General features: G+C 48.0%; 17 protein-coding genes. 6 read left to right on the top strand and 11 right to left on the bottom strand.

The genetic code is table 11. The features are described 5' to 3' along the window. Positions 1-3: 3 nt before the first annotated feature. The 5 genes from LZD49_RS21855 to LZD49_RS21835 form a co-directional block, all read right to left on the bottom strand. Positions 4-1,005 carry a 3-oxoacyl-ACP synthase III family protein gene (locus LZD49_RS21855; protein WP_234669802.1) on the bottom strand — a complete coding sequence of 334 codons (1,002 nt, stop codon included), beginning with the start codon at positions 1,003-1,005 and terminating at the stop codon, positions 4-6. Between the two features lie 135 nt (positions 1,006-1,140). Further along, positions 1,141-1,845, bottom strand: a complete 705-nt coding sequence (gene pssA / locus LZD49_RS21850; protein WP_234669801.1) for a CDP-diacylglycerol--serine O-phosphatidyltransferase — start codon at positions 1,843-1,845, stop codon at positions 1,141-1,143. A 6-nt stretch (positions 1,846-1,851) separates the two neighbouring features. After that, a complete protein-coding gene (locus LZD49_RS21845; protein ID WP_234669800.1) occupies positions 1,852-2,490 on the bottom strand; it encodes an MBL fold metallo-hydrolase in 639 nt (212 codons plus the stop codon). A 50-nt stretch (positions 2,491-2,540) separates the two neighbouring features. Next, entirely contained in the window at positions 2,541-3,242 is a 702-nt protein-coding gene (locus LZD49_RS21840) for a hypothetical protein (RefSeq protein ID WP_234669799.1), read from the bottom strand. 91 nt (positions 3,243-3,333) lie between these two features. Beyond that, entirely contained in the window at positions 3,334-4,038 is a 705-nt protein-coding gene (locus tag LZD49_RS21835) for an SAM-dependent methyltransferase (RefSeq protein WP_234669798.1), read from the bottom strand. A gap of 80 nt (positions 4,039-4,118) precedes the next feature. Between LZD49_RS21835 and LZD49_RS21830 the strand changes: the two genes are divergently transcribed. After that, positions 4,119-4,553 carry a hypothetical protein gene (locus LZD49_RS21830; protein ID WP_234669797.1) on the top strand — a complete coding sequence of 145 codons (435 nt, stop codon included), beginning with the start codon at positions 4,119-4,121 and terminating at the stop codon, positions 4,551-4,553. On the opposite strand, the gene LZD49_RS21825 is transcribed toward LZD49_RS21830, so the two are convergent. Continuing rightward, complete coding sequence (locus LZD49_RS21825) at positions 4,546-5,322, bottom strand: alpha/beta fold hydrolase (protein WP_234669796.1); 777 nt, start codon at positions 5,320-5,322, stop codon at positions 4,546-4,548. The genes LZD49_RS21830 and LZD49_RS21825 overlap by 8 nt on opposite strands. 452 nt (positions 5,323-5,774) lie before the next feature. Here LZD49_RS21825 and LZD49_RS21820 point away from each other — a divergent pair, with 452 nt between their 5' ends. Then, positions 5,775-9,152 carry a carboxypeptidase-like regulatory domain-containing protein gene (locus LZD49_RS21820; protein ID WP_234669795.1) on the top strand — a complete coding sequence of 1,126 codons (3,378 nt, stop codon included), beginning with the start codon at positions 5,775-5,777 and terminating at the stop codon, positions 9,150-9,152. Between the two features lie 319 nt (positions 9,153-9,471). After that, entirely contained in the window at positions 9,472-10,710 is a 1,239-nt protein-coding gene (locus LZD49_RS21815; protein ID WP_234669794.1) for a M12 family metallopeptidase, read from the top strand. 77 nt (positions 10,711-10,787) lie between these two features. Here the strand turns inward: LZD49_RS21815 and LZD49_RS21810 are convergent, their stop codons facing one another. Continuing rightward, on the bottom strand, positions 10,788-11,678 hold the full coding sequence (locus LZD49_RS21810; RefSeq protein WP_234669793.1) for a glycerophosphodiester phosphodiesterase family protein: 891 nt from the start codon (positions 11,676-11,678) through the stop codon (positions 10,788-10,790). Between the two features lie 4 nt (positions 11,679-11,682). Continuing rightward, on the bottom strand, positions 11,683-12,660 hold the full coding sequence (locus tag LZD49_RS21805) for a patatin-like phospholipase family protein (RefSeq protein WP_234669792.1): 978 nt from the start codon (positions 12,658-12,660) through the stop codon (positions 11,683-11,685). 245 nt (positions 12,661-12,905) lie between these two features. On the opposite strand from LZD49_RS21805, the gene LZD49_RS21800 reads away from it, so the two are divergent. Beyond that, complete coding sequence (locus LZD49_RS21800) at positions 12,906-13,880, top strand: polyprenyl synthetase family protein (protein WP_234669791.1); 975 nt, start codon at positions 12,906-12,908, stop codon at positions 13,878-13,880. 125 nt (positions 13,881-14,005) lie between these two features. Then, positions 14,006-15,421, top strand: a complete 1,416-nt coding sequence (locus LZD49_RS21795; protein ID WP_234669790.1) for a leucine-rich repeat domain-containing protein — start codon at positions 14,006-14,008, stop codon at positions 15,419-15,421. On the opposite strand, the gene LZD49_RS21790 is transcribed toward LZD49_RS21795, so the two are convergent. Together LZD49_RS21790 and LZD49_RS21785 are read right to left on the bottom strand one after the other, a co-directional pair. Further along, positions 15,418-17,595, bottom strand: coding sequence for a DUF5916 domain-containing protein (locus LZD49_RS21790; RefSeq protein WP_234669789.1), 2,178 nt, complete (start codon positions 17,593-17,595; stop codon positions 15,418-15,420). The two genes, LZD49_RS21795 and LZD49_RS21790, sit on opposite strands and share 4 nt — an antisense overlap. A gap of 44 nt (positions 17,596-17,639) precedes the next feature. Next, positions 17,640-17,939, bottom strand: coding sequence for a DUF3817 domain-containing protein (locus tag LZD49_RS21785; RefSeq protein ID WP_234669788.1), 300 nt, complete (start codon positions 17,937-17,939; stop codon positions 17,640-17,642). A gap of 234 nt (positions 17,940-18,173) precedes the next feature. On the opposite strand from LZD49_RS21785, the gene LZD49_RS21780 reads away from it, so the two are divergent. Further along, a complete protein-coding gene (locus tag LZD49_RS21780; protein ID WP_234669787.1) occupies positions 18,174-20,726 on the top strand; it encodes a TonB-dependent receptor in 2,553 nt (850 codons plus the stop codon). Here the strand turns inward: LZD49_RS21780 and LZD49_RS21775 are convergent. Then, positions 20,723-22,102 (bottom strand): NAD(P)/FAD-dependent oxidoreductase, encoded by a 1,380-nt coding sequence (locus LZD49_RS21775; protein WP_234669786.1) that lies wholly within the window; start codon positions 22,100-22,102, stop codon positions 20,723-20,725. The genes LZD49_RS21780 and LZD49_RS21775 overlap by 4 nt on opposite strands. Positions 22,103-22,133: the final 31 nt, after the last annotated feature.

The raw sequence follows: 22,133 nt of genomic DNA, 5'->3' as shown, positions 1-22,133 counted from the left end.
TTTCTACCATCTGATCAAAGCCGATGCCCATGTAAACCCACTTCCGAACGCTGCAAGGCAGACCAGATTCCCGGGTTGTACTCTTCCTGTCTCCCAGGCTTCCGCCAATGCAATGGGGATCGAGGCAGCAGTTGTGTTTCCAAAACGTTGTAAGTTGTTGATTACCTGGCATTCATCAAGGCCCAATTGCTGGCGTACATAGTCGCTGATGCGGATATTGGCCTGATGCGGAACAAGGAGATCAATGTCGTTCGCTGTGTAGCCATTTGCCCGCAACGCCTCCTGGATCACCTCTCCGAACCGTACGATCGCATGTTTGAAAACCGCATTGCCATTCATGAAGACATTATGTCCGCCCGAGTCAATTACCTCCTGACTTACCGGACGACCTTTCCGGCTGCTTCCCGGATCTTTCACATAAAGCTCCTCCGCGAAGCGCCCGTCGGCATGAAGGTGTGTAGATAATATACAATGTTGTGGATCGTCAGTCGCAGATACAACCGCAGCTCCCGCACCATCGCCGAAGATCACCGCTGTATTACGTCCGGCGGTGCTCTTGTCGATCCACGACGACTGTATTTCCGAACCGACCACCAGCGCAGTTTTGTACATCCCCGACTTGATGAACTGATCGGCAATGGAAAGCGCATACACAAAGCCCGAGCATTGTTCACGGATATCAATCACCGGCTTACCATCCATCCCCAGCTCACGCTGCATCAGAAATGCCGAGCCCGGGAAAAAATAGTCGGGTGTGATGGTGGCGTACACGATCACATCTATATCATTCGGCGTAAGCCCGGCCCGTTCCAATGCCTGGCGCGACGCGGCGGCGGCCATGCTGTAATTAGTGTCCTTGCCATATTCGAAATAGCGACGCTCCCTGATGCCGGTACGTTCCTGGATCCATTCATCGGATGTGTCCATCCATTGTTTTAGGTCGTTATTTGTAATGATATTGTCCGGGACGTAAAAGCCTAAGCCGGTAATGCGGGAAAATGTCATGCTATTGAGGACTGTTCAAAACTGTCGGAGTTCAAAGACATCTAAGAATGGTTTTTAATGCTAAACTGATATGTATAAGCAACATGCGTTGCCGAAAAAGCTACAAAAATGCAATAAAAAGTGCTGGTAAGCAATTCACGCCCGTTTTTTCCTGATGTTATCCCCCAAGGAAAGTAGGATGTACAGGATTAGTATAGCAGGTATGGCCAGAACTTTCAAGGTAGCGAGTAAAACAACGGTCAGGCCGATTAAAATGAATCGCGCCTCATTACCCTTCCATCCGAAACTCTTGAATTTGAGTGCAATCAGTGGAAGCTCCATTACCAGGGCATATGACATTACCGCACTTAGGATCAACAGGTTATTTGTGTTAATAATAATGTCTTTCCAAACGCCACCTTCAATATGCACAATCCATGGTAACGAAGCCATCAACATAGCATTTGCCGGTGTGGGCACGCCAATGAATGAATCGGACTGCCGGGGGTCGTTGTTGAACTTGGCGAGGCGGATGGCCGAAAATATGGCGATAATGAATGCCGGGTAAGCTTTCCATATACCGAAAAGATCGGGAATGCTTTGCATCAGCATCTGATAAACGATGATGGAAGGCAGCACGCCAAATGTAACCACGTCGGCCAGTGAGTCCAGATCTCGGCCAATTGGCGAGGTTACTTTAAGCAGGCGGGCAATGAAACCGTCCAGGAAATCAAAGACCAGCGCGACGCCGATCAGCAGACAGGAGAGAAGCAGGTTATTGTGAAATGCCTCTACCACACCAATACACCCACAGAGCAGGTTTCCGCAGGTGAGGGCATTGGGGATATTGCGACGGATCATAAGGCGTTATTTGAAGAATGGGTTATTTCTTTTTTCAAAACCGATGGTCGTCGCATCCATATGACCGGCGTAGACGGTGTAATCGTCGGGTAATGTGAAGAGCTGCTGCCGGATGCTGTTCAGCAAAGTAGCATGGTCGCCGCCAGGCAGATCGGTGCGTCCGATGCTCATGCGGAACAGGACGTCGCCGCCGATCACAAATTTGTCCCCGTCATTTACAAATGCCACATGCCCCGGCGCGTGCCCCGGCACAAATATGATTTTCAGGGATGTATTGCCAAACTCAATATTTTCGCCTTCCTTGATAAAGTGGTCGATTTCAGGTTCTTCGAATGCAGAAAAGCCGTAATTGGACGCGTAGGTTTTAACGGCTTTCAGGAGTGGCTCGTCCAACACGTGCAGTGAGAAGGGAATGTCGTATTTCCGTTTTAGTGCAGCCACGCCTAGTACGTGGTCGATATGCGCATGCGTGTTCACGATCTGAACGGGTTTCAGGCCATGCTGTTCCACATAAGCGGTAAGTATATTCACTTCTGATCTGTCGTAGCAGCCCGGATCTATAATGATTGCCTGACCTGTTTCGTCGTGAAGCAAATAGGTATTTTCAGAAAATGGATTAAAAACAAATGTTTGTACCTGTACCATTCCGTTAGGGTTATGTGGATTAATGAACGGAGGCGAATTTACAAAACACCTTACAGTTCTTTGAACCGGGCAATAATGCGGTCGTAGTAGAAAATAGTCGTATCCTTATAGTCCGAATCCGTCCCTGCAAAGAACCACAGTTCGCCCTTGTTATTAGCGGTAACCGTAACGGGTTGTCCGTCATTGGAATACCTCAATAAGGTGTAGTAGCGTTTGTCGGCATTTGTGCTGGCGATGCTTCCGGAAAGTAAGACGTCTTTACCAGCCTGTTTTCCGGTGCCTTTGTCGAGATTAAATGTATAAACGCCCGAAACCAGTTTTGTGAGCGGCTCAGCAATGGATACGCCCGCTTTGAAAGTCACCTGGTCGACCACACTTTTCGCGCTGTCGGCGCTGGAATTGGTCGCCAGGTCCACCTGGAGTGTCATTTCATAGGATCCATTCGGCGTGAAACCGGTTACCCGCTTTTTGACGTAGCTGAACATATTCCCTTTCGAGTATCTGGACAGGATGCGGTAGCCGTATTGTGTGGTATCGAGGCCGCGGGGTAACAACGCTATGGCTGCCACGGTATCCAATTGGCTCGAATCTGCCGTAGTGGCATATCCTGCGAAGCCAGCCTCCCAGCCGTTTTCACCACTTGTTCCGGATTGAAAGTTGGAATCGACTGTAATCGCGGCGTCGAGACTGTCTTCGTTACAGCTCCACAGCCCCGCGGCCGTCAGAATGGCGATCAGAATATATTTTCTCAATGTAAATGACAGTTTTCAAAAAAGAACGAAAGATTGGTCAATATCTTTCCCGCTTGAAGCCGGTAAAATTAAGACAGCATTCGATAAGAGCCTATCCGATCAGGAAAATTGTCGGGATTTTGTGCAAATCCGGCTTCGCTGACTTCCAAATTTTTACAGGCATTGTCCTGATAGACTCATCGGGCGCTGTCACATTTGCCGCAATGCATAATGCGAGTTCGGGCGAGCAGGCTTCGATCACGGCTTCGAGTAGTTGGTTATTCCGGAAAGGCGTTTCCATGAAGATCTGGGTCTGTTGATACTGGCGGGCATTCCTTTCCAGGTTTTGCAGGGTTTTCTTGCGATGCACCTTGTCGATCGGAAGATAGCCGTGGAAGGCAAACGACTGACCACTCATTCCTGATCCCATTAATGCCAGCAGAATGGACGATGGCCCCACCAATGGCATAACGCGAATCCCCAGTTCGTGGGCAATGCGCACGGCTACCGCACCAGGGTCGGCGACGCCGGGGCATCCGGCCTCCGAAATGACACCGGCGCTTTTCGACAGATTTCGCAGCGCTGTAAATGTTTCGCTTTCCGGAGTGTCTTTATTGAGTTCGATGAACGTCAGCTCGTCGATAATCTTGCCGAGTCTGAGGCTGGTGATGAAACGTCTTGCCGTGCGTACGTTTTCCACAAAGAAAACATCCAGGTGCTGCACGGCATCTTTTATTTGTGGCGGAAGGACATGGTTTTGTGTGCCTTCCGCCAGTATGGTGGGGATTAAGTACAGGGAAATCCCGGAATCATTCATAGGCTTCGCATTTTTTTATTCCTTTCCAACCAAAAGGCCGGATTGTGAATCTACGGAATAAATAAAATTATTTAATAAGTATGAAAAGACTGTTATACATACCACTGGTCCTGGTGTGGTTATTGTCTTGTAAAAAAGAGAGCGCCGACGACCCGATGCAGTTTGGAGCTGTATTCAAGACCATTGCGGGTCCGTGGCATGCCATTGAAGTTGAAACATCCTCACTGGATAATAAAAGCACCTGGGAGCCCGTTGCCGCTGCAAAATCGGATTCATTGATTTTCCGCAATGACGGCGTTGTTCTCAATGCTGACGGAACACCACGCTGCTGTGCACCAGCGACGCTTATCATCAACGGACAGTTGCTGGATGTAAAGCCGCAAACTGTATTACCCAATAACCCCCAGTGTGAGTTGATGAACTGTATCACTTGCCCAACCTGGGAAATATCCTGGAACGACGACCAGCTCATTATAGGCACATGCGCCTCACCCAGGATGAAATACGTCAGATAGCTTCATTCAAGAATTCCAGCAGGGTGCTGACAAATGCTTTTGGCTGTTCGGCCTGCACCCAGTGCCCTGCTCCCTCTATCGTTTTCAATTGTGCATTCGGGAACAAATCAAGAATGCCTTCCATGTCCTCATCCAGAATATAATTCGAACTGGCACCGCGCATAAATAATGTCGGTGTTTCTACTGTTGAATCTGATTTGATCTGCGCGCCCACATTCGCCATGCTGGTCGTCAGCAAAGGCACGTTAAAGCGCCACGCAAAACCACCTTCTTCCGTTCTGTACAGGTTTTTCAACAGAAATTGTCGCACACTCAGCAGTGGCTCGTACTCGCTCAGGATCTCATCTGCCTGGTTGCGGCTTTCGATCTGGTCAATCGGGATCGCATTCAGGCCTTTTAGGATTTTGGTGTGGTGAATAGGGTAGGCCTTTGGGCCGATGTCGACCACCACCAGCGCGTCGAAAGTGCCCGGGTGTGTCACGGCATATTCCATTACTGTTTTCCCACCCATCGAGTGGCCGAGGAGGATTGGTGATCCGATATTTTGCTGATCCAGGAATTCCTTCAGATCGGCCGCTAATGTTGGAAAGTCGAGTGGGGCCTCATGCGGTGAGCGCCCGTGATTACGTTGGTCGACAAGGTAAACGCGGTAACCTTGCTCAGCTATGTGCTTGCCGATCGTCAGCCAATTGTCGAGGAAGCCAAAAACACCGTGAAGGATGATTAGCGGCTTGCCTGTTTGTCCTATCTGTTTGAAGTTAAGTTGCATAATGTTTAGAAAGGTAGTATCGTCCGCTCGCAGCGAATATCTCGCCACTTTTCTGCGCGATAGTAGACTATGCAAAGGTTGCAAGTATTTTCGGTAAGGAAAAAAAACCGGGACGGCTTATGCTTAACAATATGTTAACACCGGTTACCTTTTGGTATAATAATTGCTTCGAATAAATAGATAAATAATCTTTTTTCTCCCTCAAAGTGGCCTCTCGAGTCGCTCCAAGCATCCCTTCTTTTTTTAACGATTTGGTAAAACAAGAAATATTGAATTATTGGTTTACAAATATGTATTATTTCAACAAATCAGCTAGTTACGGGGATTAGTATTGCATTTTAGTAGGATTTAGATTTTTGCTTGTAATTATAAAAAGCTATTATTTTGCAATAATTATTCATCCGTATGCGAATTAATTCGCTAGTAATCTCACAAACCAAATCACCAAATTTATGAACGGGAAAAGTTTACTTCTCAGGGCTTTTACAGCCGCGATGTTACTATTTTGTTTGTCGATCAGTGCCGATATATTTGGGCAGGTGACCACTTCGTCAATCAACGGCTTTGTTACAGATGCCAGCGGCGAATATCTGCCCGGGGCCACAGTGACTGCCATCCATGAGCCCTCAGGTACGACTTACGGTACCGTCACAACCGAGGCAGGCAAGTACACCTTCCCTTCCGTCCGCATTGGAGGCCCCTACAAAATCACCGTAACATACGTTGGTTTCAATGAGCAAAGCAGAACAAACATCTTTGCTGAACTCGGAGCTGCGGCGAGTGCCAATATTTCACTCAAAGAGGGTGGCACGCAATTGGAAGAAGTCGTAGTTACTTCAAACGCAGGGCAATTGTTCAACGGGGAGCGAACCGGTGCAGCTACGTCCATTAATACGGAGCAATTGCGCACATTGCCAACTGTGACCAGGAGCATTTCCGATTTTACCCGTCTTAGCCCACAGTCCAATGGGGGAAACAGTTTTGGCGGACGCGATGGCCGCTACAACAACTTTCAGGTAGATGGTGCCAATTTCAACAATGGTTTTGGACTAAATGATAACCCCCTTCCCGGTGGAGGAGGCTTGTCTATTGACGCTATTGAGGAAATACAGGTTAATATCGCTCCATTTGATGTAAGGCAGAGCGGTTTTTCCGGGGCAGGTATCAATGCTGTTACCCGAAGCGGAACCAATAAATTCACAGGGTCGGCGTACGGATTTTTTAGCAACCAGGATTTACAGGGAAAGAAAGTAAATGGTGAGGACATTACACGTCCTGATGCTACCAGCCAGACGCTCGGTTTCAGGTTGGGCGGGCCGCTTGTTAAAAATAAACTGTTCTTTTTTGTCAATGCGGAGCATATTAAAAAGACCGGCTCAGGGGTAGGTGCAGTCAACTTATGGCAGGCTTCGGAAAATGGGGTAGCCGATCCGGGTAAAAATATTTCGAGAACCAAAAGAGCGGATCTCGAAGCGGTACGCAACCATCTTATAAATCAATGGGGGTACGATCCGGGTGCTTACGAGAATTATGCCAATGACAACAGTGAGAAAACAACTTCATTTTTGGCACGTATTGACTGGAACATTAATGCAAAAAATAAGTTAGCTGTTCGCTATAATCAGGTAGAAAGCTCGGCGCCTTCGCTAGTGAATGCTAACTCGGGCGCATATCCTCGTACGCCGTTCGAAACGGGGCGTGTAAGCTCGCTTTCGATGTCGTTCGCAAATACAATGTATTCTACTAAAAACATTGTGCGTTCGATCACCGCCGAGTTGAACAGCGAAATTACTCCGCGACTTTCGAACCAGTTCCTGGCTACATATAGCCGTATCCAGGCGACACGTAGCTCCCCAAGTTCCGAATTTCCGATGATTGACATTGGTTTCGCGGGAGACAGCCTCAGAAAGCCCGGTGTGACCACCTACCAGAATTATATCAGCGCGGGTTACGAGTTGTTTACTTACGGGAATGACGTCCTGAATGACAACTTCATTGTCACCAACAACCTTACCTATGTTGTGGGCAAGCATAATTTTACGGCAGGAGCGAGTTTCGAAATGCAAAAATTTGGAAACAGATACCTCCGCAATGGGACATCTTACTATCGTTATGCTTCTGTGGAGGAATTTCTTGCCACTGGAACGCCTAACGAGGAGGCACCGTTGCAGTTTGCGCTTACATACCCGTATGAGGGCCAGGATCCTTATGCTCCTATTAAATACGGGCTGCCATCCGTTTACATTCAGGATAAATTCGACATCTCTGAACGTTTTACTTTAACCGCGGGTATCAGAGCAGAAATGCCGGTATTCCTGAATGACCTTACTCCGAACACCACTGTCGACACACTCAAGTTGTTGGGAGTGGGCGGAGCTGTCCGTACATATGACACAGGTTCATGGCCTAAGACGCGTGTAATGCTTTCACCGCGTGTAGGTTTCAGATGGGATGTCAAAGGCGATAATTCACTTGTCTTTCGCGGGGGTACCGGTATTTTCGCCGGCCGTGTCCCGTTTGTTTGGTTGACGAACATGCCGTCCAACCTTGGAGTGATCCAGAACACCGTTGAACCTGGAAGTTACGCAGCATCGGCTCCCTGGATTGGTGATATCCGTTTTCAACCCGACAAATATTATTGGTTGAACAATACTCCTGAAAGTGCAAAAGATGTCTTTATTAAAAATCCGCGTGCGGGGCTGCCGAGTACCCTGGCCCTTGTTGATCAGAATTTCAAAATGCCCCAGATCTGGCGGACAAGTTTTGGTGCTGACTACAAAATTCCAGGAACACCGTTTGCGATTACAGGTGATGTAATTTATACGAAGGATATTCAGGCGGTGTACCAATTTGGAGCTAACCGTAAGGCCGCCACTCAAACAATGAATTACAGCGGTGATAACCGCGAGTTTTATCCGAACACCGCTTCTTACCAATATAACAGTAAAATCGGTGCTAACTCGGTGAGTGTATTGACCAACACTTCTAAGGGACATTCGATCAATGCAACCATTGGGTTGACAATGCAGGCCAGACGCGGATTTTATGGTTCGTTGTACTATTCCCATACTTCGGCTAAGACCACAACGGATAACCTTGGATCCAATGCGAGCTCGGCATGGGGAGCAACACCAAACATCAATAACCCGAACGACCTGAATTTGTACAGCTCTGAAGGGGCTCTTCCTCATAGATTGATTGGTACGGTTTCCTATCGTATCGAATACGCAAACCACCTGGCGTCTACTGTTTCATTGTACTATAATGGCGCAAATCAGGGACGACTTTCCTACACGTATAACGGAGATTTGAATGGTGATGCCATTGGAGCAGATATGTTGTATATTCCGAAGAATGCTTCTGAACTTAACTTTGTCAATTCTACTGTAAGTGGCGTAACATTCAGCGCTGAACAGCAACGTGACGCCTTTGAAGCATATATAAAGGGTAACTCCTATCTGGACAAAAATCGGGGTAAATATGCAGCGCGTAATGGCGACCTGATGCCCTGGCTAAATCGTTTCGATTTTAAATTCTTGCAGGATATCTTTACAAATATCGGAAATACGAAACATACACTTCAGTTGAGTGTGGATATTCTTAATGTCGGTAACCTCCTCAATTCGGATTGGGGCGTTCGTCAGGAAATTATATCCGGTGCCAATATGCCGCTTCGTCGCGCAAGCGTGACGTCTGATGGCGTTCCTAATTTTACGATGAACGCTGTTCAGGTAGGTGGCAAAACTGTATTGCCTGACAAAGTCTTCAGGGATGTTACTACTACCTCCACAACATGGAGCATGCTAGTGGGCGTTCGATATTTGTTTTAAGCGGTATATAAATAAAGATTGGAAACAGAAAAGAGGTGCCCGATAGGGTACCTCTTTTTGTTAATACTATTCACACCTATTGACGATTATCCCGTATTAGTTATTGTTTTGCGGGTCTATGAGTTTCATAAATTGGTTATAATGGTTTGTAGCGCGACAAATCGGAACGCAAATGGCTAGTTCCTTCATTCGGTTGATTTAATTACCATGTTAATAAATTATTAATATAATTCGGTAAGCTTCGTAGTATTAGTTTGATTTATATTTGTTCAATATATTTGATAGTGAACAGGGGATTATTTTAAACTAACTAACTGCTATGAAGACATTATTTTTCCAATCAGTATTGAAAGTTTGCTTCTCGGTTGTCTTGGGTATTGCATTATTCTGCTGTGAAAAAGATCGAGAGTTGTCTATTGAAAAGACAAAAAATGAAGGCCTGGTGTCAAGGAAACAACCTGATCAAGCTTTTCCGGGAGAAAAAGGAGAGACCGTTAAATTCAAATATAACGGTGAAGATGTTTTTGTAAGAAAGGTTAATAACACTTATGTCATGATGGGAGATATCCTCTTATCTGACGAGCAAGTAGCGCAATTAAGAGGGGATAAGAACGCCCGGACGGCAACCTCGGACTTTACAAGGCACTGGCCATCGGGGATCGTGTATTACACGATCAATTCTTCACTACCGAACCAGCAAAGGGTTACAAACGCAATTAGCCATTGGGAATCTTCGACAACGCTCGATTTTCAAGTCAGAACAAATCAAAGCAATTACATTGAGTTTGTGGATGCAGGTGATGATGAATGCTCGTCCTTTGTCGGGCAAATAGGGGGGCGTCAGGAAGTCAAACTAGGAGATAACTGTACAACTAGAAGCGCGATTCATGAAATCGGTCATGCCATTGGTTTCTATCACGAACAAAGCAGGGCAGATGCTGGCAACTTCGTGGAAGTGCTTTTTGAAAACTTACCAAATGATGATTATATCAGGGATCAGTTCAGAACTTATACAGCGCTGGGAAAGCCGGGATTTCATTTTGGGGCCTTTGACTTTAGTTCTGTAATGCTTTACCATTCCTTATCGTTCAGTACCAACGGTCTTCCAACCATAAGAAGAATTGATGACTCTTGGATCTTTTCTAACGACTGGTTATCGGCCGGAGATATAGAAACTGCGAAAGCTATTTATGGCCCACCTTATGCTAAGGTCAGAAAAGTCCAGATATCTTATGATGGAAATTCTTCCGGCACAACCTCTTATTATTATGAAGAGGCAGATTATTTCGTGGATTTCTTTAATGATAAGCAATGCACATCTCCTTACACCGGTAATGCTCCCAGGGTAGTCAATGTAAATAAACAATTAAATCAGGCTAATGCACAGGGAGGATACAGCTCGTCGCTGAGTAATTTGCAATACCACAGCATAAACGGAGAGTCGGGATCTATCTGGCTGGGAAGGTACAACAATTATGAGAATACGAATTACGGCGACGTTACTTCGGGGGAATATGTGAATTTTGCAGTAACCAGTCCCAATAAAGGAAACTATTAGAAATTGTAACTGAAGGGATAAACCAAACCGGCGATTAACGACAGCGCCCGCATTATCACGGGTGCTGTCGTTTCGTTTTAATCCTTTTTATAAAAAATACTCTGTACTAAAATCGGATTGTCGGTACAAATAATGTCCGGCCCGCCCGACTCCCAGATCTTTTGATATAGTGGCTTTGATTCTGTCGTTTGCAACGTGTCGATATTGCCATCCGTGCCCAGCGAAGAAGTTACACTCAGATCGTGAATGCGCTGGTAAAACGAGCCGTCCTGTAACTCCCGAGGCGTCAGCGCCAGAAGCTGCTCGAATGGCAAGCCCGACTGCTCTACCGCGTCGATGTGTTCAGGGCTGTTGAAACCCACTGCGAGCATGAGCTGAGGTGCAAGTTTATGCGCCAGTTGCGCTTCCTTCAATGAGTAGCAGATCAAAACCGATTTGTAAAGGTTGCCGGTCCCTTGTAGCATCTGGATAGTCCTTATAATGCTGGTTTCTGGTTTTTTATCGATGATAAGGATCAGATGCTTGCCTGCCGACCAATTCAAAACTTCCTGGAATGTCGGAATCGCGTGCTCCGTCATAGAACCTTTGGGATCTTTTAGCCTCAGTCTGCTGATGTCCTTCCACTTCTTTTTGCTGAGCAATCCTTTGCCATTGGTCTTCAGGGCAAGATCGTCGTCATGGGAAATTACAAGTAAACTGTCGGCGGTAGCGCGGACGTCAATTTCCAGCAGCACGCAGGGTACCTTGGAATAGGTGCGTTCGAAGGTAGCCATGCTGTTGCCGGGAAAACCGTCTTCGGTGCCGCCCTGATGTGCCATAATCAGCGGTTTCGTCCTCTTGCCCGGCTTGAGGTAGTTTTTCAGGGCATCGGCGTCTGCAAATTTGCAGTCGCCGGTTTGTGCCTGGGCAGTGTGTGCAAAGGCGGCCAGAAGCAATATTTTGATGATCTGACGGGTCTGTGTTTTCATTGGATTAAGCTGTTTGGCCTGGTACTGCCGGGTCGCGGACCGCCGGGTCCCGTACTGCCGTGTCCACCAGGGTGGAGTCGCCGGCTTTATCTGCTCTCAAAATCGATTCCACTCCGGTACGGTAGCCCTCGATGATCAATCTGGAAATGTCTTCTGAATTGAAATGCTGCAAGTCAAGGAACAGCGGTGCAGAGGGTCTGATCACCGTGAGCTTCATAGGCTTGCCTCTAAGGTTCGAACGGTCGACATAGGACTCTGCCCATTGAATATTGTTGTTGACGATCTGGTTCACCGTAATATCCCGCACGCGTTCGATCAATGTAATCAGGTTTCGGGCATTAATGCCCTCTGGCTGGTAAAGCAGGGGAGAATGGCAGCCTATCAATACAATTTCGGTCGCCCCGTCGTCAATGGCTTCCCGGATGGGTGCCACTTCGCGTAGGCCGCCATCGAGATAAAGCTGGTTATCGATTTCTATCGCTGGCATCAGCATCGGGATCGATGAGCTGGCATACACAAAGTCGACATAATGCGGGTCTTTGGTGGAAACATATTTCATTTCCCCGGTTTCGATATTGACGGCGCCGGCTTTTGCCTGGATAGGCGTGTTGCGCAGGTAATCGTCGTTGAGATGCTTGCGGATAAGCATATGGAGTGGCGACGGATCTACAATGCCGTCGAACCGGCTCATCAACGTATTCATTCCCAGCATTACGCGTGAGCGCAGCGTGGAAATGTCCTGGGGTTGGGTAATGTTTTTGATCCAGAATTCGAGGAGCTTCCGGCCTGCCAGAGGCCAGTCTATCTTTCGGTTTTCAGCCTTATGTTTGCCGGTTTCATTGGCCAAAAATGTGGTATTTAATGCGCCAACTGAAATTCCATACACCATGTCAGGCTCGAAGCCATTTTCGAGTACTGCCTGGATCACTCCTACCTGAAACGCTCCTTTCATAGATCCTCCGCCGAGGACAAGTGCTTTCATATCGACCGGTTTACGTGTTTTAGTCTGGACTTCGGCGGGCCGTTACCTGTATGGAGGATGTTTTCAGCACCAGCGCCTTTTTTCAATTCTAAACATTTTCGGTTTAAAATTGATATAAACAGAAGATTTTATTCCAAATTTGAAGATCAGAGTTCAGAGGGTTAAACGAAGCTATCGGATGAATAAATGCCCCTGTCCGCGTCCTTTTAATATCAGTAAGGGGCAACGGTCCCCCGCATCATAATATGACCCTTTCAATAAAGGAAATCCAGGCTCCTATTGCGGATGAAATGAAAGCTTTCGAGCACAAGTTTCGCCAGTTCATGAAAAGCGACGTAATGCTTTTGGATCAGATCATGAACTACATCGTGAGGCGAAAAGGCAAGCAGTTGCGCCCGATGTTCGTGTTCCTTTCGGCCGGGGTTTGTGGTGATATCTCAGAATCTACCCACCGTGGCGGTGCAATGATCGAGCTCCTGCATACAGCTACGCTCGTGCACGACGACGTGGTGGACGATTCCAACTACCGCCGTGGCTTTTTCTCGGTGAATGCATTGTGGAAGAATAAAATTGCCGTGCTGGTAGGCGACTATCTGCTCTCACGCGGGTTGCTGCTTTCGGTCGATCATCAGGAATTCAAAATGCTGAAGATCATCTCGACGGCTGTCCGCGAGCTAAGTGAAGGAGAATTACTACAAATTGAGAAAGCCCGCAGGCTGGACATCAATGAAGAAGTTTACTACGAAATCATCCGCCAGAAAACCGCATCGTTGATCGCCTCTTGCTGCGCTGCCGGAGCTAGTTCTGTTGGCGCGGTACAGGAAGTCGTCGACAAAATGCATGCATTCGGCGAGAAAGTTGGAATGGCGTTCCAGATCAAGGACGACCTTTTTGATTACGGCGAAGACGAAATCGGTAAGCCGCTCGGTATCGATATCAAGGAGAAGAAAATGACACTTCCGCTCATCTACGCCCTCAATCATGCACCCTGGCTTGAAAAACGGCGCATCATCAATATCATCCGCAACGAGAGCCATAAACCCAACAAAGTGAGTGAAGTGATTGCATTCGTGAAGGAGTCGGGAGGCTTGCGTTACGCACAGGAAGTAATGGAGCGGTATGTAAAGGAAGCACTCGCGCTGCTAAATGAATTCGCAGATTCCCCTCATCGCCGTTCGCTGGAACATTTGGTTCAATACACGATCGAAAGAAGCAAGTAACACAAATCCATTCACTCATTCACCGCTGAACGAATTTTTTAGTTAAGGTAGAAAATATATAAGTAAGTATAATAATATAACTAGCTTTTTAGTTATGTTTGTGTGTTCACTTAATTCTGCCTGTCATGAAAATATTCCTCGCTACCTTACTATTCGTCACCGGTTTCGGACTGGCAGCACAGCCTGTGGTCCTGAGCCGTAAGGGTGTTGCCGCGAAAGGGCTCGCACTTAAACTGGATCAGGAGTACAAAAACCCCGAAGGTGCTCAATTCGACACCCCTTTTAGTATCCAGAAGGCGTTTCAGGACATGTACGAGCAGATGCTCGACAAGGATAAGCTGAAAGACGTCACCATCTGGAATACACTCCGTTTGAATGCGGAGGGAAAAATAGATTATCTGGTTTTTGAGATCCTTACCCAGCGTTTCCGGGTCGTGAATGGCAATCCGCAACAAGGACCGGATAATGCCGACTCGCTGGCAGCCATTATCAGCTCAAAAATTACGCCCTACCTCACCGGCATTATTTCTCGCAGGACGGCTGGTTCGAAGGCGACCATCGTAGCGTTCGTCGGTTTTCAGCCCCGAGCACCCAAAGAACCGCAGGCCAGAAAGGATAGTGTCGTGCATGGAATGGCCGAGGCATTGGCAACAAAAGATACTTTGAAAGTAAAGACGCTGGCGCTCAGCCAGAGCTTGCTGACTGCCATTCCAGAAGTGGTCTACCGCTTTCCTAATCTCGAAGAATTGTTACTGAACGACAACGATATCGAAAATGTGAACCTCGATATGTCGCGCCTGCTCAAATTGCGGAACCTGGACCTGAGCCGGAATATTGTGTCGGAAAATCGCATTGCCATCAGTAAAAACAAGTCATTGCGATTGCTCAACCTGCAAATGAACGTCGTCAGGGACATTCCGCCTGCCGCGAGGAATTGCAAAAAGCTTGAAATGTTGTGGCTGGGCAATAACCGGTTAACAGGATTAAATAATGCCAGTTTCAGGAAATTGAAATCTGTGAAAGACCTCAATCTTTACAAGGGCGACGTAGCCGTGCTACCCAGCGGAATCCGCAAAATGCGCAGGCTGGAAGTGCTGGATCTGTATTATAATAAACTTGAAATCCTTCCCAAATCGATCACAAAACTGAAACGGCTGACGCATTTTGCAGTTTCCCATAACCAGATTAACGCATTACCGGCCCGCATCGATAGAATGAAACGCGTGCATACGCTTTACGCGCATCATAACCATTTGAGCAAGCTGCCCGAGCGAATGAAGCGCATGAAAGAACTCCGCATTGTGGACCTGGGTTTTAACTGGCTTACCACATTCCCAACAGAGCTTGTCGCATTTACAAACCTGCAAGAGCTCGACCTGTCGGCCAACAACTTCCCCGATTTCCCGGTTCAGTTGCTGCAAATCCGCAAGCTCGACAAGCTGCATTTACGCGGCAATCCCTTCCTGGGAGCGGATGCCGAGCGTAAATACAGCGACCAGTTGAGCCAGCTCAAAAAGAAAAATATCGAAGTGTTTTATTAAAGATTCCACCAGTAGGTGAATTTCAACACGATCGCACGGCTTTTCACCTTGAAGTTCTCAGGCAGATAATTGTCTGTGTACACGATAAAAAGATCGGAAGCGGGCTTGTAGCGCCATTGCAGGCGGGCATTCAGATTGATATTGTCAGCCTGGTTGTTGTACTGCATGAATGTCGTGAAAAACAGGCTGTTGGTGAATGTAAAATCCACACGGGGTCCTACGAGCCAGAGTTGCGTGCGTTTCCAGGGTTCGGGCAGGCGGATGTCGTTGTAATTGCCGGCCATGGTAATGGCCACGTAAGGCTGCACACGGTAACCCAGCTCGGCCCTGAGGTTGTTACGCTTTCCGTTTTGGTAATAACCACCCAGAATCCCCGACGCCAGGTAGGTAAGGCGGTTTTGCGGGCCGGAAACAATGTCGAAACCGACAGCCTTCCAGTTATGTTCGGTGCCGGTTGCCAGTGTGGAACCGCCAAGGTTGGTCGGGTCGAACGGGCGTAGCAGGCGAACATAGTTACTGGAACCCCAAACCGCCACAGTGGCCCGGTTGATAAAGTTGAGGTTATAGGACAAAATGAACTCCCGGTCGCTGAGATCGAACTTCTTATCCCAGTAAATATTACTGACCAGTTTTGGTCCGTGGCTGATGATTTCAGGATTTTTTATAAAAAACAGGTAGCCGATGTTCGGGCTGATCTTGTAATAGCCCATTCGCACCGCATTCGGCACATACCCGACTTCCGCATTGTAGTTTTTGCCCACATATTCATGCTGCCATTGCCAGAAAAAGTTGGCCTTGTTGAATTTCAAATCCGCTGCGTGGGTCCAATCATCGGAGGATTTTCCGGGCGTGAATGATTTCAGGAACATTACCTTACCTGTCCACAGGTTTTTCGCGCTCGCTAGGTTAAATTCCGCACCAATGTTCCGGTTATAGCGGTTCGTAGCCGAATGCCGTTCCAGTGTGTAGTTGGTCGCATCCTTGTTTACGAATATAAAACGCACGTTCGAACGCGCCAGCAGTTGTCGCTGCAATGCAAAAACGGCGTAGTTATTATGCGGGGTGATGCTGTCGTTGGAGCCCGTCTGTACGTCCAGTGCGCCTATCCGCCAGTTCTTGTTGATCTTGCCGCTCATCCGCGCGCCGAACTGGATCGGAACGCCCAAACCAATGCGCCGCGAGAAAAAAGGCCGAATGGTAGCGTACCCGAAGTTGGCGAAAAGATCGGCGTTTTCGAGAAAAAACTGCCGACGTTCGGGAAAGAAGAGCTCGAAACGATCGAGGTTGGTCTGCTGCACGTCCACATCCACCTGTGAGAAATCCGGGTTCACAGTCAAATCAAGGTTGAGAGAAGGCGTAAGGCCGATCTTTACGTCACCACCTATGGTCGGTTTGTACTTGGTAGGAGTGTCGTTCTGGTGATCTTTTGTCATGCGCATTGCCGCATAAGGGATCACCGAAATGTTTGGCCCGGGGTTAGGCGGTGGCGTGTCCCACACGAGCACACCGGTATATGCGAGCGAAGCGGATGGAAACTGCCGAGGCACAGGCGCCCAGGCCGATTTCTCGGAAATAGTAAGGTCCTGACGGCTGAAATTGATTCCCCAACGCGTAATACCGGGTTTATAACGGATGCTTTTAAAAGGAATGGCCGCTTCCCAAACCCATTTGTCGTCCTCGTTTTTGACGGCGCTGACCCACTTATTGTCCCAGCTCAGGTCGACAGTCCCACCATCGCCCTGCTGGCCGTCCCACGGAGCTCCCGCCGCATTGGCACCGAATGAAAAACCGTTGGTCTTGTCATCAAAAGTGTCCATGAAAAGCAGGAAGTTGTCATTCTTGCCAAATGCAAAATCCCTTTTGAGTGATTCGACGATCAGCGAGCCTTTGATAGGCTTATAGTTGACCACGAGAATATACAGATTATGCTTGTCATAGCACATTTTCACATCGGTCAGCGCCCTGGAAAAACTCGTATCCATGGGCGTGATCATGAAAAAGTCTTTGGCAGTTTCGGCTAAAGACCAGGCCTGGTCGTCCGCTTCGCCATCGATTCTGACCGGTGAAGCGGCAGAATGGATGTGGTACTGGTATTTTTCGTTCGGTTTCTGGGCAAGACTTTGGAAAATGATGAAACAGAAAATGAAAGGGGTTAGGATAAAGTTACGTAGCACTTGATTTTAAGGGGTGTTTAGGAATATAAAAGGTTCGGGGATACTCAGTTTCTGAACCAGCGGGAATCTGCATAAAATGTCCCGAACGGTAACAGCGAAGAAACGAACGATAGGGCCGATTTTTTAAATGACCAGCTTTTCTCGGTTGCGACCTGAACTAACAGGATGACGAAAAGGACAAATAAAATGCCGTGGGCCATGCCTACAACGCGAACGGCCTGGGGAAGTCCGGCAAAGTATTTGAGGGGCATTGCAATGCCGAGCAGTACAAGATAGGAGACACCTTCCAGAAAGGCAATGATACGCAAGCGGCCCAATGCCGATTTGATCAGTTCGGATACCATAAGAAAAGAGAGTAAGAAAAATACACTACATCGGCAAAGATACATATCAAGCTGCTTGAAACGCAGGAAGTTTTAAAAAAGCTTTGCCCGGAAATGTTACATTTCGAATGATTGTAACCGATGGTTTAAATAAATTCTGTGAAAATGAATATATGTAAAATTTTATTCCGAAAACTAGGTGCATGATTATTGAATATTGCATATTTGACAAATGTTACACCTCATTACACTCTTATGAAACCGTTATACTCAACATTACTTTTACTGTTCTTCTCCTGTTATTGTTATGCTCAAAGCGTCAAAGTAACCGGGAAAGTATCGGATGAAAAGGGCGAGCCGCTGATAGGCGCCTCCGTTTTGGAAAAAGGAACAAACAATGGTACCGTCACGGACGGGAACGGGATGTACAGCCTTACGGTAGGTTACAGCAATGCCACGCTTGTAGTGACTTACGTAGGCTACAATAAGATCGAGCGCGACATGAATGGCGGCGCGAATTTGGATTTCGCATTGTCTGATGCGACGGTTCTGAGCCAGGTCACAGTGGTGGGTTCCCGCAACCTGAACCGCTCTTCAACCGACACACCCGCACCCGTGGATGTGATCGACATTCGTGAGGTGACCACCAAGCAGGGTCAGCTTGATGTTAACCAGTTGTTGCAATTCGCAGCCCCATCGTTCAACTCTAACCGCCAGACGGGTTCTGATGGGGCCGATCACGTCGATCCGGCCTCACTTCGCGGCCTCGGGCCCGACCAGACATTGGTGTTGATTAATGGGAAGCGACGACATCAATCGTCCCTGGTCAATCTTTTCGGATCGAGGGGCAGGGGCAATACGGGTACCGATTTGAATGCGATCCCGGCGGCGGCGATTGAGCGTATCGAAATCCTGCGCGATGGTGCAGCGGCCCAATACGGCTCGGATGCTATTGCCGGTGTGATCAATATCGTTTTGAAAGAATCAACCGATCAGTTGTTGGTGAATGCCAATGCGGGGGTGTTCAAAGCGAAATACCGTTTTGATGATAAAAGTTTTGACGGATTGAATTACAATGTCAATCTGAATTATGGCTGGAAGATTGCCAAGAAAGGCTTCCTCAACGTGACGGCCGACTATAACTCCCGAAATCATACCAACCGCGCGAATACCGTAGACAGCCTGTCGGACCTCGCACGTCGTCAGTATGGCGATCCGGAAATACGGAATGCTGCCGTTTACTACAATGCGAAAATCCCGATCGGCAACAATTTCCAGGTTTACAGCTTTGGCGGCTTTAACGAACGCCACGGCGACGCCTATGCCTGGACGCGCTTCGCGGACGACGACCGCAATATCCCGTCCATTTATCCCAATGGCTTCGATCCCCTCATAACCAGTAAGATTAAGGACCGGTCCGTCGCGGCAGGTATCCGTGGGGTATGGAAATCCTGGGACGTTGATCTGAGCAATACGTATGGCTTCAACAAATTCCATTTCGGCGTTGAGAATTCACTGAATACGTCATTTGGAGAGTTATCACAAACAAAGTTTGACGCCGGAGGTTTTCAGTTGGGACAAAACGTGACGAATCTGAATGTGAGCCGTTACTACAAGACTGTCATGCAGGGGCTGAACGTCGCATTCGGTGGCGAATTCCGTACAGAGCGCTACAAGATTTTTGCGGGGGAACGGGCATCTTATTACAACTACAATTCCGAGTTTCCTGGCGGCTCACAAGGTTTTCCCGGTTATAGCCCGGCCGACGTTACCAACCGAAGCCGTTCCAATGTGGGTGCCTACGTAGATCTCGAAGCCGATGTTACCAAGCAATTCCTGATCGACTTGGCAGGCCGTTTCGAGCATTACAGTGATTTCGGAAGTACGGTGAATGGCAAGCTCGGGATGCGTTACAAAATAACCGACGCCCTGGCATTGCGCGGGTCGGTAAGCACTGGTTTTCGCGCGCCGTCTCTGGCCCAGAAGTATTTTAATTCGACATTTACCAATTTCGTGAACGGGCAACCCGTGGAAGTGCTCCTCGCTAACAACAACAGCGCTGTTACACGGGCACTGGGAATCCCGCAATTGAAACAGGAAACTTCCCGGAATGCGAGCCTGGGTATTACATTCACGCCGACCTCCGGAATTTCGGTGACAGTGGATGGTTATTATGTAAAAGTGAAAGACCGTGTGGTTTTGACTGGTCAATTCAGCGACGATGACGAAGACATTGGTGCGCTGTTAAAAGAACTGCGGGTAGGGAAGGCGCAATTTTTCACCAATGCTTTGGAATACACCACTACCAAAGGCCTTGACGTGATCATTGCACACAATATGCCACTGAGCGTAGGCCGATTGAGCACCACTCTGGCCGCCAACTTCAACTGGATGGAACTGGGCCCGGTAAATACTGTGCCTAAACTGGCCGGTAAAGAAGATATTTATTTCGACGAGCGCGAACGACGCTTCGTGCTGGCTTCGGCCCCGCCTTCGAAGATCAACCTTACTTTCGATTATTCCGTGAGCAAGTTCAGCGCGATGCTACGTTTCATCCGTTTTGGTGAGATCAAGCTGGCCAACTGGGACTATATGCTCGATACATACAGTCCAAAAATTCAGACGGACCTGACTTTGAATTACAAATTCACCAAAAATGTCTCATTGTCCATCGGCGGCAGCAACATCCTGAATGTGTACCCGGATATGTCCCTCCCGGCATTAACTGAGTCGGGCGGAGCGTGGGACCCGGTGCAAATGGGTAACAATGGCGCATTCTTCTTTACACGGCTCGGTTTGCGGTTTTAAACGGCTATAATCTCAGCCGCAGCCATTTCGCCGGTGATGACCGCGCCTTCCATAAACCCCTGCCAGTCGGCGAGGTGCTCACCGGCGAAGGAAGTGTGCAGAAATGCTTTTTGCAATGCAGGGCGTGTAGTGTGCCACTGGTTAAGGCCATACATCGCATATGCGCCCTGCGAAATTTTATCAGTTCCCCAATAGTAATTCGCTTGTGATTCGATAAGCTTTTTGCTTCCCGGAAAATAGGGGTTGAGCGTTTGGTGAAGCATATTTTTTCGCCATTCGTCGTTCTGGTTGGCAATAAGTTCTGCTTTTTCGCCTATGGTATAAGAGATCAGTACGCCTTTTTGCGACGGCTGGTTTTTGGTGGCGTGGTAAAAGTAATGCGGCGTCTGGTCGGTGATGAGGTCGAAGCTTTCGTCTTTCCAGAAACGTTTTTTAAACAAAACAGCATTCTTATTGATGCGGGCATATTGGAGCTCGTTGATCGCCTGGATTTTCTCGGCAGGTAATCCCGGTTCCCATTGAATGTTCTTTATAGCGAATGTCGGAATAGCGCAGATAAGTTTGTCGGCTTCGAATGTCTTTCCGTTCTCGCAGGTTACTTTCACAGAGTCTTTCTGCTCAATGCGTTTCACGACATGCCCGGTCAGAATGTTGTGGTCGCCGATTTCTTCGGCAAACCTCTTAGCCAGTTGCGTATTACCACCCTGCATTTTCAGGTCCATTTCGTTCTTCTCACTACTTTCCGCGAATGTTGATAATGCAATGAGCGCCGAAACGTGACGGATGCTTTCGCCGAAATCGGTGCTGTCGAGAAGTTCGCGGAAAATGAGGTCTTTGCCCTCACAGCCATTGTTTACCAGGTAGCGCCACCAGTCGATGCGATCGAGTTCAAGTTTCTGCTTTTCGTCCAGTGTTTTGTAGCCTTCCAGCAGTGCCTTCATTTTAGGTTTCCAGTTATCCGAGAAATCCCAGGCATTGGCTTTGGTGTATTGATTTTGGTAAATGAGATGGGTGTCGAACTGGTTGTTCAGCAACGGAATCTTGAACTGATCACACAATGTGCGCACACGCTCGTGTGAATTACCGACCCATTCTGCGCCGAGCTCTACCACCAGGTTTTCTTTGGGGTCGATGGTGTGGGAGAATACCCGACCGCCAATGCGGTTCCGCGATTCGAGCACGGTCACTTCCACGTTTTTTTGTTTCAGCGCGTAGGCCGCGGCCAGCCCGGCAAACCCGGCGCCGATTACGATTACGCGGGTCTGTTTTCCAATATAAATACTTCCAAGAGAGCGGCTTGAAATGATTGTTGCGCCTGCAAGCAGGGCGGATTGGCGCAGAAATTCGCGCCGGGAGGTTTGTTGCGGCCTGTCCATAATGTAATGAGGTGTCGATTGAGTCCCTCAA

It is taken from the genome of Dyadobacter sp. CY261, assembly GCF_021440085.1.
In the GTDB taxonomy this organism is placed as follows: Bacteria; Bacteroidota; Bacteroidia; order Cytophagales; family Spirosomataceae; genus Dyadobacter.
The sequence above is the reverse complement of the archived record's forward strand: the minus strand, read 5'-3'. Positions and strand labels throughout refer to the sequence as shown.